Origin of the sequence: Halomonas sp., from assembly GCF_034520545.1 — a bacterium.
In the GTDB taxonomy this organism is placed as follows: Bacteria; Pseudomonadota; Gammaproteobacteria; order Pseudomonadales; family Halomonadaceae; genus Halomonas.
The window spans coordinates 119,973-135,874 of the sequence record NZ_JAXHNN010000009.1 but is presented as its reverse complement, the minus strand read 5'-3'; the positions used below and the strand labels follow the sequence as shown (position 1 = coordinate 135,874).

Sequence of the window (15,902 nt, the reverse complement as noted above, 5' to 3'; positions counted from 1 at the left end):
TTTGTACAGATGCGTCCTGGCAACCTGCTGTCGACCTTGTAATCATCTCGTCGGGAGACATCGTTCAAGGAGGATCAACCCGTGTACCCACTCGTGTCCCCGCTCGTGTCCTCATTATGGTGGCTGGCCATCAGCCTGTTCATCGCGGTAATCACGCCTGCTACCTGGGCCGCCCCTGCGCCGGACCTGGCCGGCGTCTTCGATGACGTCACTGAACGCGCTCGCCAACTCGCGGCATCGCCCTTCGAGGAGCGGGCCAGTGACCTTCCCGCCGCGTTGCGTGATATCGATTACGATGCCTACCGCTCGATCCGCTTTCGCCCGGAAATGGCCCTGTGGCGAGACGAGGCGCTGTTCTCGGTGCAGCTCTTCCACACCGGCTTCCTGTTCGAGCGGCCGGTGCGCCTGCGTCTGATCGAGAACGGCGAGCAGCGGCAACTGCCCTTCCAGTCATCCTTCTTTCGCTACGATGGTGCCGCCGCACCGCTGCAGGACGAGGACCTGAGTGGCGCGGGGTACGCGGGCTTTCGCCTCCACTATCCCCTCAATCGCGAGGACTACCACGACGAGTTCCTGGTCTTCCAGGGCGCCAGCTACTTCCGCCTGGTAGGCCGCGATCAGGGCTATGGCCTCTCGGCTCGTGGGCTGGCCATCGATACGGCCTCCTCCAGGGGCGAGGAGTTCCCGGCATTCACGGCGTTCTGGCTGTTACAGCCCGAATCGCAAGCGACCCATATCGATATCGTCGCACTGCTGGAAAGCCCCTCGCTGGCCGGGGCTTACCATTTCCGGGTGCACCCCGGCGAGCAGATCGATATGGAAATAGAAGCCCGCCTGTTCGCCCGCCGCGATGTGGCGAAGCTGGGCATCGCCCCGCTGACCAGCATGTTCATGCACGGCGACGTCAGCCCCTACCCTGCCGACGACTTCCGGCCACAGGTACATGATTCCCAGGGCCTGCTGATGCAGACCCATGCGGGGGAGTGGATCTGGCGCCCGCTGAACAACCCCCGCAAACTGCGAGTCACCCGCCTGCAGGACACGAACCCGACTGGCTTCGGCCTTGCCCAGCGCGACCGTGACTTCGACCGCTACCTGGACATGGAGTCACGCTACGAGCGGCGCCCCAGCCACTGGATCGCGCCGCTGGACGACTGGGGGCCGGGCAGCGTGGAGCTGGTCGAGATACCCAGCGAATCGGAGACCAACGACAACATCGTCGCTTACTGGGTCCCCAACCATTCACTGGAAGCCGGCGATTCACGTACCTATCGCTACCGACTTTCCACCTTCGATGCCCAGCGTCCCGAGCAGACCCTCGCCAGCATCGTGCGCACCCGACAGGGTTGGGGGGCCGTGCCGGGCCAGAGCGACCCACCGCCACGCAGCCGTCGCCAGTTCGTGATCGACTTCCGAGGGGGTGAGCTCTCGAGCCTGGACGCCAGTCACCCGGTCGAGGCCGAGCTCGTGGTCTCGAGCGGCGAGGCCCGGGAGATCCAGGTACAACGCCTTCCCGACGGCGAGACCTGGCGCGCCTCCTTCCGGATACAACCCGAGGGGGAGACGCCCATGGACATGCGTCTCAAGCTGACGCTGCGCGACGCGCCCATCAGCGAAACCTGGAACTATGTCTGGAATCCCGATGAACTGCGCTGATCGTTCGACTCGGGTGCCATGGCTGGCCGCACGACAGGCAGGCGTCGCCCTGCTGGTGCTGACCACGACCCTACTGGGTAGCTGGGCCATGTTCGAGATCCTGCGTGTCAACGGCATCACGGCGCTTCAGGGTATCGTGCTGTGCCTGTTCGTGATCACCTTTGGCTGGATCACCATCGCCTTCTGGACGGCCATCATCGGCTTCGTGCTGCAGCTGACTCGCCGCGATCCCCTGAGCCTGGAACGCCTGGCTACCCCGCCGTCGGCACCCGATCCAGGCGAGCATCGCACGGCACTGGTGATGCCCATCTACAACGAAGACCCCGAGCGTGTCGCGGCGGGATTGGAGAGTACCTGTCGCTCGCTTCTCGAACAGCCCCACTCCCGAGGGTTCGAGGTGTTCGTGCTCAGCGATACCCGGGACGACGAGATCGCCCGCCGCGAGGTGGCCGCCATCGCCGGCCTACAACGGCGGCTGGCGCCTCGGCTGGTGGTTCACTATCGTCGCCGCGACAACAATCAGGGCCGCAAGGCGGGCAATCTGGCGGAGTTCTGTCGCCGCTGGGGCAACCGCTACGACTACCTGGTCGTGCTGGATGCGGACAGTCTCATGGGGGGCAGGACACTGGTGTCGCTGGTCGGTGCCATGCAGGCCAACCCTGGCATCGGTCTGATCCAGACGGTACCCATCCCGGTCCGCTCGGCAAGCGTGTTCGGGCGCTTCACGCAGTTCGCCGCCGCGCTTCACAGCCCCCTGCTCGCCACCGGCCACTGTTTCTGGCAAGGCCATGCCGCGAACTTCTGGGGACACAACGCCATTCTGCGCACCCGGGCCTTCATGGCCTGTTGCGGCCTGCCGGAGCTTTCCGGCAAGCCGCCGCTGGGCGGCGACATACTCAGCCACGACTTCGTCGAGGCGGCACTGATGCGCCGAGCCGGCTGGGAGGTCCAACTGGACCCACGTCTGGACGAAAGCCACGAGGAAGTGCCCAGCAATATCCTCGAATTCGCCAAGCGCGACCGGCGCTGGATCCAGGGCAACCTGCAGCATCTGCGGCTGCTCGCTGCCGCCGGCCTGCACCCCATGAATCGCCTGCATTTCCTGTTCGGCGCACTGGCCTACCTGACCTCCCTGCTGTGGGGGCTGATGCTGGTAATCAGCACCGTGGACGCCATCGGCCGGGCTCAGGGGCGACATGACTTCTTCCGTGCCGGTTTCCAGCTTTTTCCCGACTGGCCCGTTACCACGCCCGAGCTGGTCATGCCCCTGCTCATCAGCACGGCGGTCATACTGCTGCTGCCGAAGGTGCTGGGATTCCTGCTGGCGTTCATTCAGCGACCCGCCGCCTTCGGAGGCAGGGCACCCTTGCTGGCGAGCACCCTGCTGGAGATCGTCATCGCCATCCTGATCGCACCGGTCATGATGCTGCTCCACAGCGGGTTCATCCTGAGCGTTCTCGGTGGCCGCAAGGTGAGCTGGGACGCCCAGGTCCGCGAAGGACGATCGGTGCCCTGGGGGAAGGCGTTGCGCCATTCCTGGCTCGCGACCCTGATCGGCGCGGCGTGGGCCGGGACAACCTACCTGTTCGCCCCGATGTTCTTCTGGTGGCTCTCCCCGGTCTGGCTGGGCCTGCTGATGGCGGCGCCACTGATCAAGATGACCAGCAGCCTAACCCATGGCCGCAGGCTCTACCGCGCCGGCTTACTGAGAGTCCCCGCGGAGACGATACCCAGCGCGGTACTGCAACGGCGGGCGTCGGCCTCGCCGAGCGCATCTGGAAATCGCCTGAAGCCACCGCCGCCAGAATCGCCCGGCGACATGCCGATGCAGTCGTTTTCCCGCTGGCCACCCCGGAAAGCACCGATGTCGAATGACCCAGCGCTCGCCCCGCGAAGGGCCTCCACCTCACCCTCCCCTCGGACCGGCCGACACCTCAAGGCGAAACCCGAATGAAACACACCGGCGTCTCCCTCAAGCTTCCCCGTCTGGTCGCCGCGACCCGTCGATTGTCACGCGGCCTGGGGCTGGCGCGATCGCTGGTGATCTACTGGCGCCCGGGGCGCCAGCGAGGACTGCAGCGGCTCTATGCCGACTTCATCGGGCCCGGCGACCTGGCCTTCGACATCGGCGCTCATCTGGGCGATCGCACCGCCGCCTTTCACGGGCTCGGCGCCCGGGTGGTCGCGCTGGAGCCCCAGCCGGCCCTCTTCACCTGGCTCGAGCGCCTGGTAGGCCTTCGCCAGGGCGTCACTTTGCTGCCCTGCGCCGCGGGGGCCGAGCCCGGCGAGGCCGAATTGGCAGTGAGCGAGGCGACACCCACGGTTTCCACCCTGGCCCATGAGTGGCGCCAGGGCATCGGCGAACGCAACCCCGGTTTTCGCAAGGTACGCTGGGAAGGCCGCCTGCGCGTTCCCGTCACCACCCTCGATGCGCTGATCCGCGACCACGGGCTGCCGCGCTTCTGCAAGATCGACGTGGAGGGCTTCGAGGCCGAGGTGCTGGCCGGACTGACCCGGCCCATCGCCGGGGTCTCGGTGGAGTTCGTCGCCGGCGCCCTGGACGTGGCCGACCGCTGCGTAGTGCGATTGGCCGAGTTGGGCGACTATCGCTTCAACGTCATCGCCGGAGAGGGTCGACGGTTCGCGTGGACGACGTGGCGAACACCTTCGGCCACGCGCGACTGGCTGGCCGCAGGCGCCGACGGCCTGGCTTCGGGCGACATCTATGCACGGCATATCGATGATGAATACGACATGGAGCACGCTAGCCAATGAGTGATCCGACCGCCTGTCCCCGCTGGCAGGATCTCACCAGCCGAGAGCTATCGTCCCTGCCGAGCGAGACCGTGGCGGTGATGGTCGTCGGTGCCATCGAGCAGCACGGCACCCATCTGCCTCTTTCCACCGATCTCGACATCGGCGAGGGGCTGCTGGAGGAAGCGCTGACCCACCTGCCCGAGCCCTTCCCCTTGGTAATCCTGCCGCCCATGGTGGTGGGCGCCAGCGATGAACACCTGAGCTTTCCCGGGACCCTCAGCCTGTCACCGGAACTGGCCATTGCCACCCTGGAGGCCAATGGCGACGCCGTGGCGCGGGCCGGCCTACAGCGGTTGGTGCTGATCAACAGCCACGGCGGCAACAAGGCGGTGATGGACCTGGCCGCTCTGCGTCTGCGCCGCCGGAACGGCATGTTGGTGGTCAAGATCCACTACACCCGAATGCCACCCCTGCCCGACGGCGGTATGCCCGCCGAAGAGCTGCGCCATGGGCTGCACGGGGGCGCGCTAGAAACCGCCATGATGCGCCATGTTGCCCCGCACAAGGTGCGCCTCGACCAGTTGGATCACCCGCGCTCGCGGGGGGAAGCCATGGCCGAGGAAGGACTGCTGCTGGGCCCGGAGGGAGAAGCCGCCTTCGCCTGGCTGGCGGAGGATCTGCACCCTGGGGGAGTCGTGGGCAATGCTAACCTTGGTACGGCCGAGCTAGGCGAGCGTCTGGTCACGCACTACGGCAAGCGCATCGCCTGCATCCTGCAAGAGACCCAGCGCAGGGAGATCGGCGACATCCTCGGCCGATAGCGCGCCCCCCTCAAGGCCCGGCGCTCGAGTCCTGTTCACCGTTGAGCACCGCATCGAGCAGATGGCCGGCGCGTTCCGATTTGGCGCTGAGATAGCGGCGGTTGTGATCATTGAGGCTGCCGTAGAGCGCCTGGCGTTCGACCACCTCGATACCGCCCTCGGCCAGGGCCGAGACCTTGCCCGGATTGTTGGTGAGCAGCTGCACGCGACGAATACCCAAAGCATCCAGGATGTCCACTGCCACGCCATAGTGTCGCTCATCCTCACCGAACCCCAATACCTGGTCGGCATCCAGGGTGTCCAGGCCGCTGTCCTGGAGGGTATAGGCCCGCAGCTTGTTGGCCAGCCCGATGCCTCGCCCCTCCTGGGCCAGGTAGAGCAGCACGCCGCCGCCCAGTGCCTGGATATCGGCCACGGCATTACGTAGCTGCTCGCCACAGTCACAGCGCAGGCTGGCGAAGAGGTCGCCGGTCAGGCAGGCCGAATGCAGGCGCAGTGGCACCGCCGCATCGCCGTTACCGGGCTCGCCGATCACCACGGCCACGTGCTCACGCAGGCCGTCGGGTTCGCGAAACAGGATGAAGCGACAGTCGAAGGCATCCGCCAGGGGTATCCGCGCCTCGCTGACGCGCTTGAGCAGGCCCATTCCCCCCTCCAGGCATTGCTCGGCCTGATCCGCCCGGACCGCAAGCCAGGAGCCATCCTCCAGCCGGGCGTCCACGACGGGCCGCTGCGCCTCGCTGACCCGGGCCACCAGCGCTGCCGGAATCAATAACGCCCGGCGCATCAGTGCCAGGGCCGCCCGGTCGACCGGCTGGGCCGGCTCCAGCGAGCGACGCCATGTGGCCAGTTCGCCTCGCCCTGCCGTCACCTCCGGCGTGAAGCCGAAGGCCAGGTCGACGAGCCGCTGGCGATCGGCGCCCTCCGCCAAAGGGAGTCGGGCCAAGCGGCGGACGTCTGGCTCACCCAGCGCCGCCAGGCGGTGGCGACTCAGGACCAGCGAGGGCGTGTTACCCGCGTGACCGGCCAAGCATGACACCGTGTCCTCACCCGCTCCCTCGATGGCCTGGACCAGCACGCGAGTGTCACCGTCGATGATCACCACCGGTAGCCCACGTCGAAGATCGAAGATGGCCCGTTCAACCTGATGCATGGTGCCCTCCTGGCACGCCTTGCTCCGCCGAGGCGGACTGCGCATGATGTTTGCTTTGCCCAGGCCTGGAGCCCTCATGCCCCCGACCCTCGATACTCTTGACCAAACGATGGCCTGGCGGGCCCTCTGTGGAGCCCGAGAGAGCGTGACCCGCAGCCAGGCATCGGTATACAGGGAGGGCCCGCTGCGCCTGATGGCCAGCGGCTGGACGTCGGACATTCCTGCCAATGATGAGGCCCGGGAACTGCTCGACAACCTCACCCCGCTGGCGATGCATCCCGGCCGACTGGCCCTGGCCCAGCTTGGCCAGAGCCTCGATGGCCGGATTGCCACCGAGAGCGGACATTCCCACTACATCAACGGCCTCGAGAGCCGGACGCATCTGCACCGGCTGAGAGCGCTGGTGGACGCCGTGGTGGTTGGCGCCGGCACCGCCAGCGAGGACGATCCCCTGCTCACGGTACGCCATGTCAGCGGGCGCCAGCCGGTGCGGGTGATCCTGGACCCGCGGGGCCGGGTGCCGACGACGAGCCGTTTGCTGGGCGAGGCTCAGGCACCCTGCCTGCACCTGGTCGGCGAGCAGGTCGATATCGCCCAGCCGACGGCCGACCATGTCACCCGTCTGCGGCTGCCGGCGGGAACCAGCGGCTTCACCCCCGCGACCGTGCTCGATGTGCTTGCCGCCCGGGGGCTGCAGCGTGTACTGATCGAGGGCGGCGGCATCACGGTGTCGAGATTCCTGGAGGCCGGCGTGCTCGATCGCCTGCACCTGCTGGTGGCACCGCTGCTGATCGGATCCGGCCGGCCGGGATTGGCCATGACGCCCATTGCCACCCTGGATCAGGCGCGTCGCCCCGTCGCACGAACCTTCCGCTGCGGCGACGACACCCTCTTCGACCTGGACCTCACCCGGACCTGATCCCTCAGGACCCGACTGCCCCGAGTCCGAGGGTGCCGCCGCGACGCGGCGCACCAGACCCGGCATGAACAGCGCCCCGGGTAAGCTCGCCAGCAGCACCAGCAGGCCATAGGCCATCGAGACTGCCACCCCCTCGGCCGGCGCCAGCCCGGCCAGCCCCCAGACCAGTGCCGCCGCGCCCTCGCGCAGGCCCCAGCCAGCCAATGAAAGCGGGATCAACATCGCGATCAGGACCGGAGGCACCAGCGACAGCAGGGTGCCGAGGGGAAGCGTGACACCGATCGCCCGAGCCGCGCAGACGAACACCAGGGCATAGCTCAAGACCACCAGCAGGGACCCGAGGAGCTGTCGTGGCCAGACCGAGGACGCCAGCAGGCTACGCCGCAGGTCTTCTCCCAGCCCGGCCAGTGCCGCTGGCGGCTGGCGCACTAGTTGGCGGGTGATCGGCACACCGATCACGACCAGCAGCACTGCGCCGATCAGCCAGCCCTTCGAGGACAGACTCGCCATCGCCTCACCGATCAGCCCCTGCCACAGCGGTGACAGGGCGATAACGAGTAACGTCAGCAGCAGCAGGGCGAGCTGTCCGGAGGCGCGTTCGATGATCACCGCCCGCCAGGCGCTGCCGCGCCGACCGCTGGCACGGGAATGCCGCCAGGCCCGGGCGGCATCTCCAGCCACCCCACCCGGCAGCACCTGGTTGAGGAACATGGCCAGGTAGTATTCCCGTAGCGCACGCCCCCAGCTCATCGAAAGCTCGAGCCGAGACGCCGTCAGCCGCCAGCGCCAGGCGGAAAGCAGCATCTGTGGCAGCGTCAAGGCCAGGGCCAGCAGTATCCAGCCCAGGGCCAGGGGACCGACCGCGTCGAGCACCTCCCCCGGCTCGAGCCAGACCCAGAGTCCGCCCAGCAGCGACAGGCTGGCCAGGGGTCGCCACAGACGGGAGGATCGAGCCTGAAACATGATTATCCTCGCTCCGCCGGCCAGGCGAAGAGATCACGATGCCCCACCGTCACGCCCAGCTCCCCGGCATCGATGTCAGCCAGGCGCCGGTCGCGCCAGGCGCCGAGGCGAGCGGCTTGAGTCGGCGTCTCTTCGATGGCTGCGTCGTGCCAGCCGGTGACCAGGGCTTCTGCCAGGCCTCGCTGGGTGGCGTCCCCGGCCGTCAGGTGCCAGGGCGTGGCATCGCTCTCCACCCAAAAACCGGCGGCAAGCAGGATGCTGGCCAGCACCGCGGGCCCTTCACCGCCCAGCGCAGGCCCCAGGCCCTTGTCGCGATGCTGATGGGTCTGGAAGAGCGTGCGCACCGCGATGTCTTCACTCTCCTCGACGCGCGCGCCGTGGCGATCCAGGAAGGCCCAGTCACCGTCCACGCTGAGGGTCAGCAGCAGGGCCTGGCCATGGCCAGCACAGGCGGCCACCAGCGACTCCACCCAGGACCGAGACATCAGGTCGAAGAGCGCCGAGGCCACTACCAGATCGGCATCGGCGAGAAGCTCCCGATCCATCGGGCTCAGGCTGCGACAATGGGTCTCCAGTGCGACACGGGACCCCGCCCTGTCACGCAGCAGGGCACCTCGCCGTCGTGCATGAACCAGCAGTTGGGCATCGTGATCAACCAGTCGCCAGCGCTGGGGACCCGGCAGGCGTGAGGCCAGAAAGCCAAGGTTGCTGCCGCTGCCACAGCCCAGATCGACGATGCCATACGGGGCGCCGGCGGAGCGCTTGTCAAGCCAGTCCACGGCAAGCCCGGTCAGGCGGTGGCTACGCGACCGGGCATCCAGCTCTTCACGCAACGCCAGCCACTCTGCCGAGAACACATCCTGGGGGATGGAAGCACTCATGTCGGCAGTCCCCTATCCGGGCAAGCTGCGGCGCCTATCGGCGCCTCGGGAATGGCGGCCAGAGCGGCCACGAAGCCTTGCCCTGCCTGCTGCCAATCGGCCAGCCCCTGCCTGGCCCGGCTGGCGCCGCGGCGCAGGCGGCTCCTGACATCGGCATCGTCCATCCAGCTCGACAGCGCCTCGCGCAAAGCGTCGGCATCTCCGGGGGGCACGGCGATGCCTGCCTCGGGCGGCAGAGTGTCGGCCAGTGCCCCGCCGGTGGTGGTGATCACCGGCAGCCCCCGGGACAGCGCCTCGGTCACGACCATACCGTAGCCCTCGTAGAAGGAGGGCAACACGAAGAGATCGGCCTGACGGTAGGCTGCGGCCAACTCATCGGCATTCCGCTCGCCCACGAAACCCAGCCGCTCGGCAAGGCCCAGGCGTCGTGTCTCGGCCATCAGGGCGGCCGCATGCTCGGCGTCACGATCATGACTGCCGACAACCTCGCATACCCAGGGCCGGTCGGTTAGGCCAGCCAGCGCCTCGACCAGCACACCCAGCCCCTTGCGAGGCGTCAGGGTCGCGACACACAACAGCCACCAGGGTCGTGTCGAATCCCCATGATCCAGGGCACCGCTGGCCAAGGCGGCCTTGTCAACGCCGGGCTCGGCCACACGGAGTCGATCCTCCGGCACGCCGTAATCTCGCAAGGCACGTGCGGTGTGGTGGCTTGTGACGACCACCCGGCGGGCCGCGGCCAGCGCACGAGTCTCGCTGTCGCGAAAACGTTGCTGATGAGCGACATCGAGGCCGGTCTCGTCGGCCAGGGGGTGGTGGACGAGCGCGATGATCTGCAGACGCTCGGCATGTCGTTCGACTTCATCCGGCAGGCCGCCCATGGCCAGACCATCGATGACCACGCGGGCGTTGTCGGGCAACGTCGCCAGGGCCTGTGACAGGCTGTGGCGGGCCGTCTGATCCGCCAACGGAAAACGCCCCTCGAGCCCAATCACCTCGACCCGCCACTCCTGCCTGCGCAGTTCCGCCACCATGCGGGCGTCGTACACATAACCGCCAGTCCGCTGGTCGGGATCACCGGCGACGATCAGGGTAAGGTCGGGCATCGCGTCCCGCGACATCAAAGCTCACCCTCGTAGCTGGCCCAGGCGACATGCGATTCATGCAGGGTCACGCAAAGGGAATCGAGCCCCAAGGCGGCCTCACCGAGGTGACCGAGCTGAATGGCCGTAGCGAGTCGCTCGAAAATCACTCGTGCCATGAACTCGGTGGTGGTATTACGGCCCTGGAACTCCTCCACGTCATCGAGATTCTGGAAATTGAACTCGGCGAGCACGGTCTTGAGGGCCTCGCCGGCCATGCCTATGTCCACGACCAGGCCGTCCTCGTCGAGCTCTCGACGCTGTAAGGTCACATCGACCACGTAGGTCGCACCGTGCATGCGCTGAGCGGGCCCAAAGATATCGCCGCGGAAACTGTGGGCGATCATGAAATGGTCACGAACGTTCAGACGATACATAAGGCAAGAGACTCGTATCAGGAATGGGTCGGATAGCGTATTCGATGGCAGAGCACGTCGCCGGAGGCGGCGGCCAGCCGAGGCATCAGGGCGGGCAGTTCCTGGAAATCGCTCTCGCCGCTGATCAGCATGTCGAGACACGGCTCACGCAGAAGATCCAGCGCCAGCGCCAGGCGACGGCGATGATTCCAGCGCGGAGTGCGTTCGACGGGCAAGCGACCGACCTGGCTGCCGACCAGGCGCAACCGCCGGGAGTGAAAGGCTTCCCCCAGCGGCAGACTCACGTCCTGGTCGCCGTACCAGCTCATCTCGATCACCCGGGCCTCGTCACCGGCCAGGGTCAGGCTCGAACGCAGCCCATCGGGATTGCCGCTGGCGTGAACCACCAGGTCATTGTCGGCGGGCGCCTGCTCGGCCAGGCAGAAATCGATACCCAGTGCCTCAGCGAGCTCGGCTCGGCCCGGCGACACGTCAACCAGGCACACTCGGGTGCCGGGAATCGCCGCGCAGAGCCAGGCGACCAGGGTGCCCACCACCCCGGCGCCGATCACGGTGACTCGGTCTCCCACCCCGGGGGCGGCATCCCAGACCCCGTTGATGGCCGTTTCCATATTGGCTGCCAACACGGCACGAGCCGCGGGCAGGCCTTCGGGTAACGGCGTCACGGCGTCAATTGGCACCACGTAGCGGTCCTGGTGAGGGAACAGGCTGAACACCTCGCGTCCCAGCAGCGAGGACTCGCCGGCCACGACGATGCCGACACTGACGTAGCCGTACTTGACCGGACCGGGGAAGTCACCCTGCTGAAAGGGGGCCCGCATGCGTTGCCACTCGCTCTCCGGCACCCGGCCCTCGAAGACCAGCGATTCAGTACCGCGGCTGATGCCACTGAACAGGGTTCTGATGGCCACCTCGGCGGGGCCAGGCGTGGGCATCGGCTCCTCTCGCAGGGCACCCTGACCCGGTGCCAGGGTCCAGAAGGCAGTAGCGCTTGCATATGGCATGGCATGATCCGTGGTAGAAACGTCAATGGGCTCAACGGGCCGTCACGACGCGACAAGCGACATCATCGCAAGACACCCATTTGCGCGAGGCTATTGGCTGTATGCATATTCTTCTACAATATTGATACAACAATATTGAGGTGCACAATACAATATTGTCAATCAGACACCGACCCTACCAGGAGGCGAGCCATCCCGATTTTCCGCGACCTGTTCCTGGGCGCCCTCTGCCTGCTGGCCTCGACGGCCCTGATGTGGTCATGGACAGAGGCGAGCCCTTGGGTGCCCCTGCTGGCAGTGATCACTTACCTGGGGATGGCCGGCCTCATCATGGTCTTCGCGCCTTCTCACTGGCGACATCTCGGCTGGGCCAATCGCATCACTCTAGTGCGGGGGCTACTGATTGCATTGCTGACGGGCGCCCTGGCCGACCCCGGGCTGCTGGCCCGATACGCGACCCCACTTGTCGCCCTGGTCCTGCTGGCGCTGATGCTGGACGGCGTCGATGGCTGGGTGGCACGCCGCACGTCCACGCAGAGCGATTTCGGCGCGCGCTTCGACATGGAGCTCGATGCCTGGCTGATTCTGGTGCTATGCCTGGCAATGCTGCTGCTTGGCAAGGCAGGCCCCTGGGTGTTGGCCATCGGTGCCATGCGCTACGCTTTCGTCATGGCCGGACTCAAGCTGACCTGGCTGACCGCCGCCTTGCCGGAGAGTCGTCGACGCAAGGCAGTCTGCGTCTGGCAAGTCGCCGCCTTGATGATCGCCCTGCTGCCCACTGCCGGCTCCACGGCCGCGAGCTGGCTGGCGGGTAGCGCCCTGGTCGGCCTGACCGGGTCTTTCATGGTCGATATCTGCTGGCTTTACCGGCATGCCACGGCAAAACGGCCAAAGGGCTGTCGGACCGGCAGCCACTCATGAATCGAATAAGGACACTCTCATGCCCTCGCTTCTCCATCATACCCGACACCCCTCCTTGACGATCGCCGCTGGGCTCGTCCTGACCCTGGGTGTCCTCTCGATACCATCGGCCGTTGCCGAGCCACGCACCTACGAAATCGATCCCGAGCACTTTTCCATCGGCTTCCTCACTGAACACGTCGGTTACGCGGACACGCTCGGCATGTTTCTGGAAGGCCGGGGCGAATTCGTCTACGACGAGCAGACGCGACAGCTGCACTCGGGGACAGTCGAGATCAGTACCGACAGCGTCTTCACCAACCATGAAGAGCGTGATAACCATCTACGCAGCAATGACTTCCTTGACGCTGGCCGCTACTCGACGATCGTCTTTGAGGTCACCGGTTTCGAAGCACACAGCAACAGCGAAGGCACGCTGGAAGGCGAGCTTAGCCTGCTCGGCGAGAGCCGCCCCGTAACCCTGGAGGTCACACTCAACAAGGCCGACGCGTACCCCTTTGGCCACGGACAGCACACCCTGGGACTATCGGCACGCACCACCATCGCCCGCAGCGAGTGGGGGATGACCTACGGAGTCGACAACGGCATGGTCGGCGACGAGGTGGAACTGATCCTCGAACTGGAAGCGATCAGGCAATAGCCAAATCGTGACGACAACTGGGCTGGCAAGTAATGGCCAGCCTGCTAGACTCGCTCTATCGCTTGACGGGGTGCCGGTGAATCCGGCTGAGATGGCGTACGTTCGACGACGAACGAAGCGCTGATCCCGTTGAACCTGATCCGGCTCGTACCGGCGTAGGAAATCAGGCGATGGGCCAGCAGGGCGAAACGCCCGACAATCGACCCATCCCTCTCTCCTGAACGCCCGACTACCGGATCGAAACCAACCTCCGGAGTCGAAATGGGCTACCGCTTTACCGACCTCACCGCTACCTGCCAGGACGACTGGCGCGCCTATATCGAGCATGACTTCGTGCGCGGCCTGGGCTATGGCACCCTCGACGAGAACGCCTTTCGTCACTACCTGAAGCAGGACTATCTGTTCCTGATCCACTTCGCCCGCGCCTTTGCGCTGGCCGCCTACAAGAGCCGCAGCCTAGCCGACCTGCGCCAAGCCCATGAGGGACTCAAGGCCATCGTCGATCTCGAGCTCGGCCTCCACGTAGGCTACTGCCAGGAATGGGGCATCTCCGAGGCCGACCTGGCCGCCCTGCCCGAGGCACGCGCCACTCTCGCCTATACCCGATATGTACTGGATGTCGGCAGCCGCGGCGACTTGCTTGACCTGCACGTGGCCCTGGCTCCCTGTGTGGTGGGCTACGGCGAGATCGCCAACTGGCTGAATGCCCAGCCCTCCACCGTGCGCGGCGAGGCCAATCCCTACGACGCCTGGATCGCCATGTACGAGAGCGACGATTTCCAGGCCGCCATGCGTGCCGAACTCGAATGGATCGACGCCCGCCTGGCCGACGTCACCCCGGCACGCTTCGCAGAGCTCTGCACGGTATTTCGAGACGCCACGCGCCTGGAGATCGATTTCTGGCAGATGGGGCTGGACCGCACCGACTAGACATCGACCGACGTATCGAAAACGCAGCGCGCCCCGCCGGTTTTCCGACGGGGCGCGTTTCGAGCCTTGATGCTGGTCATTGCAGGAACATCAGAAGCGGAAGGTCGCCCCGATGCTAGCGGCATCGAACGTGTAGTTCGACTCGTCCAGGTAGCGCATGTAATCGGCCCCCACGGCGAGGTTCGGCGCCACGTCAAACTCGGCGCCGGCGCCGTAGGAGAAGCCGCTCTCGGTATCGGCGTCGAAGTCCACCTCGCTGAAACCCGCCAAGCCATAGAGGCGGAATTCCGGGGCGATCGGCACGGTACCCTTGGCATAGGCGCCGGCCAGGTAGTCCAGTTCGGCCGGGCCGTCGGAACCGCCGGTGCCGAGATGCCCCTCGAGGCCAAAATAGTCGTTGAACGCCACGCCGCCGCGCAGGCGCAGGCCGGTGCTGTTGAAGTCGTTGCCGGCGTCGGGATCGATCTCCCAGAACAGCACATCGCCACCGAGATAGGGGCTCGGCTGATAGTTCATCGGGCTGCCCTGGGCATGAGCGGCAGCCCCAGCCAGCAGCAACGCAGCGGATACGGCGGAAATCGTGAAGGTCTTCATGGTGGTCCTCCTAGTTAGGAAACAGTGTTTCCTTTTGCAAGGTTCATTCTGGTACAACCTAGACCAAGGTGCAACATGTTCCCGCCAGCCCGCTTCGCTTGTGCCCATTACGCTCGCTTTGACAGCCCCAGCACCACGATCCCCGCCACCACAATGCCGCCGCCCACCAGCTGCACCGGCGAGAGGGCCTGTCCCAGCACCACATAGCCCAGCACCAGAGCCGCCACCGGCTCCATATTCATGGCCGGCGCATTGCGGGCCATGTCCAGGCGGGGCACGCAGATGAACAACGTCGAGAAGGCCACCCCATAGAACAGCCCCAGGGCCGCGAGCCCCATCCAGCCATGCAGCGAGTGCGGCAATGCCAGACCGCCCGGCACCAGCCCCAGACCGCCGGCCACCAGCATGCTCACCAATACCGTGAGCATGGTCAGCAGGGTGCGCAGCGTACTGCCCACCTTGGCGAGTCGATGCTCGGTGATCCACAGTGCGCAGGCAAACGCCGCGGCGGCGGCCAGGCCGAACCCCACCCCGGCAAGCCACTCGGACCCCATGGCCTCTGGCTCGCCGATCCAGGATGGCACGTCCAGCACCACCACCAGGCCGACCAGAATGACGCCCATGATCAGGGCGGCCCGTGCAGTAGGCCGGGGGCCGCCCAGTGCCCAACTGAGCAGCGCCAGCTGGATCGGCAGAGTGTTCATCAGCAGCAGCGCTACCACCACCGGGATGCGCGCCACCGCCGAATAGAGGCAAAGGCTCTGCACCGCCACCAGCAGGCCCACCAGCAGCTGCCAGGGGCGCGTGCCCGCCGGCAGCGACAAGGGCTTTCGCTGTATCACCACCAGGCAGGCAAGAATCGCCAGTGCCACGCCGGAGCGAACCAGGATCGCCAGCAGCAATCCAGTACCCGCGTCGAAGGCGACCCGGGCGGCCACATGGTTGGAGGCGAAAAGCGTCGCCATGCCGCACATCAGCAGCAGCGCCAGAGGCCTGGGGAAGGGAGCGGGCGCCGCTGAAGCGGTATCGAGGTTCGACATGTCACGGCTTCCGTGCAGGGTGTGGCGGATCGGCCGAGCAACGGCGCTGCCGATCATCATGGCTGCCGCTCGAGTATGTGACCAACGGCGGCGGTGCCATGTTA

At 66.3% G+C, this 15,902-nt stretch carries 15 protein-coding genes, 1 pseudogene and 1 riboswitch; of the genes and pseudogenes, 8 read left to right on the top strand and 8 right to left on the bottom strand.

All coding sequences use genetic code 11. From position 1 onward, the window contains the following. Positions 1-81 precede the first annotated feature (81 nt). The 4 genes from U5L98_RS05635 to U5L98_RS05620 are packed head-to-tail and all read left to right on the top strand — an operon-like array spanning position 82 to position 5,234. Positions 82-1,656, top strand: coding sequence for a glucan biosynthesis protein G (locus U5L98_RS05635; protein ID WP_322557365.1), 1,575 nt, complete (start codon positions 82-84; stop codon positions 1,654-1,656). After that, positions 1,643-3,610 carry a glucans biosynthesis glucosyltransferase MdoH gene (gene mdoH, locus U5L98_RS05630; protein WP_322557364.1) on the top strand — a complete coding sequence of 656 codons (1,968 nt, stop codon included), beginning with the start codon at positions 1,643-1,645 and terminating at the stop codon, positions 3,608-3,610. The genes U5L98_RS05635 and mdoH overlap by 14 nt, the downstream gene beginning before the upstream one ends. After that, the gene (locus tag U5L98_RS05625) at positions 3,607-4,431 is read left to right on the top strand and encodes an FkbM family methyltransferase (RefSeq protein WP_322557363.1); all 825 of its coding nucleotides are present in this window, start codon (positions 3,607-3,609) and stop codon (positions 4,429-4,431) included. Before mdoH ends, U5L98_RS05625 begins: the two co-directional genes overlap by 4 nt. Beyond that, positions 4,428-5,234: a creatininase family protein gene (locus U5L98_RS05620; protein ID WP_322557362.1), complete on the top strand. Its 807-nt coding sequence runs from the start codon at positions 4,428-4,430 to the stop codon at positions 5,232-5,234. The genes U5L98_RS05625 and U5L98_RS05620 overlap by 4 nt, the downstream gene beginning before the upstream one ends. Positions 5,235-5,244: 10 nt before the next feature. On the opposite strand, the gene U5L98_RS05615 is transcribed toward U5L98_RS05620, so the two are convergent. Then, positions 5,245-6,387 carry a GTP cyclohydrolase II gene (locus U5L98_RS05615; RefSeq protein WP_322557361.1) on the bottom strand — a complete coding sequence of 381 codons (1,143 nt, stop codon included), beginning with the start codon at positions 6,385-6,387 and terminating at the stop codon, positions 5,245-5,247. On the opposite strand from U5L98_RS05615, the gene U5L98_RS05610 reads away from it, so the two are divergent. Beyond that, positions 6,386-7,306 carry a RibD family protein gene (locus tag U5L98_RS05610; protein WP_322557872.1) on the top strand — a complete coding sequence of 307 codons (921 nt, stop codon included), beginning with the start codon at positions 6,386-6,388 and terminating at the stop codon, positions 7,304-7,306. The two genes, U5L98_RS05615 and U5L98_RS05610, sit on opposite strands and share 2 nt — an antisense overlap. 93 nt (positions 7,307-7,399) lie before the next feature. On the opposite strand, the pseudogene U5L98_RS05605 reads toward U5L98_RS05610, so the two are convergent. The 5 genes and pseudogenes from U5L98_RS05605 to U5L98_RS05585 form a co-directional block, all read right to left on the bottom strand. Beyond that, positions 7,400-8,269, bottom strand: a pseudogene (locus U5L98_RS05605) (lysylphosphatidylglycerol synthase transmembrane domain-containing protein); the annotation flags it as partial. 2 nt (positions 8,270-8,271) lie between these two features. Then, positions 8,272-9,150, bottom strand: coding sequence for a class I SAM-dependent methyltransferase (locus U5L98_RS05600; RefSeq protein WP_322557360.1), 879 nt, complete (start codon positions 9,148-9,150; stop codon positions 8,272-8,274). Beyond that, positions 9,147-10,271 (bottom strand): glycosyltransferase family 4 protein, encoded by a 1,125-nt coding sequence (locus U5L98_RS05595; RefSeq protein ID WP_322557359.1) that lies wholly within the window; start codon positions 10,269-10,271, stop codon positions 9,147-9,149. The genes U5L98_RS05600 and U5L98_RS05595 overlap by 4 nt, the downstream gene beginning before the upstream one ends. After that, the gene (locus U5L98_RS05590; RefSeq protein WP_322557358.1) at positions 10,271-10,669 is read right to left on the bottom strand and encodes a 6-carboxytetrahydropterin synthase; all 399 of its coding nucleotides are present in this window, start codon (positions 10,667-10,669) and stop codon (positions 10,271-10,273) included. Before U5L98_RS05590 ends, U5L98_RS05595 begins: the two co-directional genes overlap by 1 nt. A 17-nt stretch (positions 10,670-10,686) precedes the next feature. Next, a complete protein-coding gene (locus U5L98_RS05585) occupies positions 10,687-11,673 on the bottom strand; it encodes a zinc-binding alcohol dehydrogenase (protein ID WP_322557357.1) in 987 nt (328 codons plus the stop codon). A 252-nt stretch (positions 11,674-11,925) separates the two neighbouring features. Here U5L98_RS05585 and U5L98_RS05580 point away from each other — a divergent pair, with 252 nt between their 5' ends. From U5L98_RS05580 to tenA, 3 genes are all read left to right on the top strand, one after another. Continuing rightward, entirely contained in the window at positions 11,926-12,594 is a 669-nt protein-coding gene (locus U5L98_RS05580) for a CDP-alcohol phosphatidyltransferase family protein (RefSeq protein ID WP_322557356.1), read from the top strand. Between the two features lie 19 nt (positions 12,595-12,613). Next, positions 12,614-13,234, top strand: a complete 621-nt coding sequence (locus U5L98_RS05575) for a YceI family protein (protein ID WP_322557355.1) — start codon at positions 12,614-12,616, stop codon at positions 13,232-13,234. A gap of 56 nt (positions 13,235-13,290) precedes the next feature. After that, positions 13,291-13,414, top strand: a riboswitch (TPP riboswitch). An 81-nt stretch (positions 13,415-13,495) separates the two neighbouring features. Then, positions 13,496-14,164: a thiaminase II gene (gene tenA / locus U5L98_RS05570; protein ID WP_322557354.1), complete on the top strand. Its 669-nt coding sequence runs from the start codon at positions 13,496-13,498 to the stop codon at positions 14,162-14,164. Positions 14,165-14,254: 90 nt separating this feature from the next. Here the strand turns inward: tenA and U5L98_RS05565 are convergent, their stop codons facing one another. Together U5L98_RS05565 and U5L98_RS05560 are read right to left on the bottom strand one after the other, a co-directional pair. Further along, positions 14,255-14,758, bottom strand: coding sequence for a porin family protein (locus U5L98_RS05565; RefSeq protein ID WP_322557353.1), 504 nt, complete (start codon positions 14,756-14,758; stop codon positions 14,255-14,257). Positions 14,759-14,865: 107 nt separating this feature from the next. After that, positions 14,866-15,858 (bottom strand): DMT family transporter, encoded by a 993-nt coding sequence (locus tag U5L98_RS05560; RefSeq protein WP_322557352.1) that lies wholly within the window; start codon positions 15,856-15,858, stop codon positions 14,866-14,868. Positions 15,859-15,902: the final 44 nt, after the last annotated feature.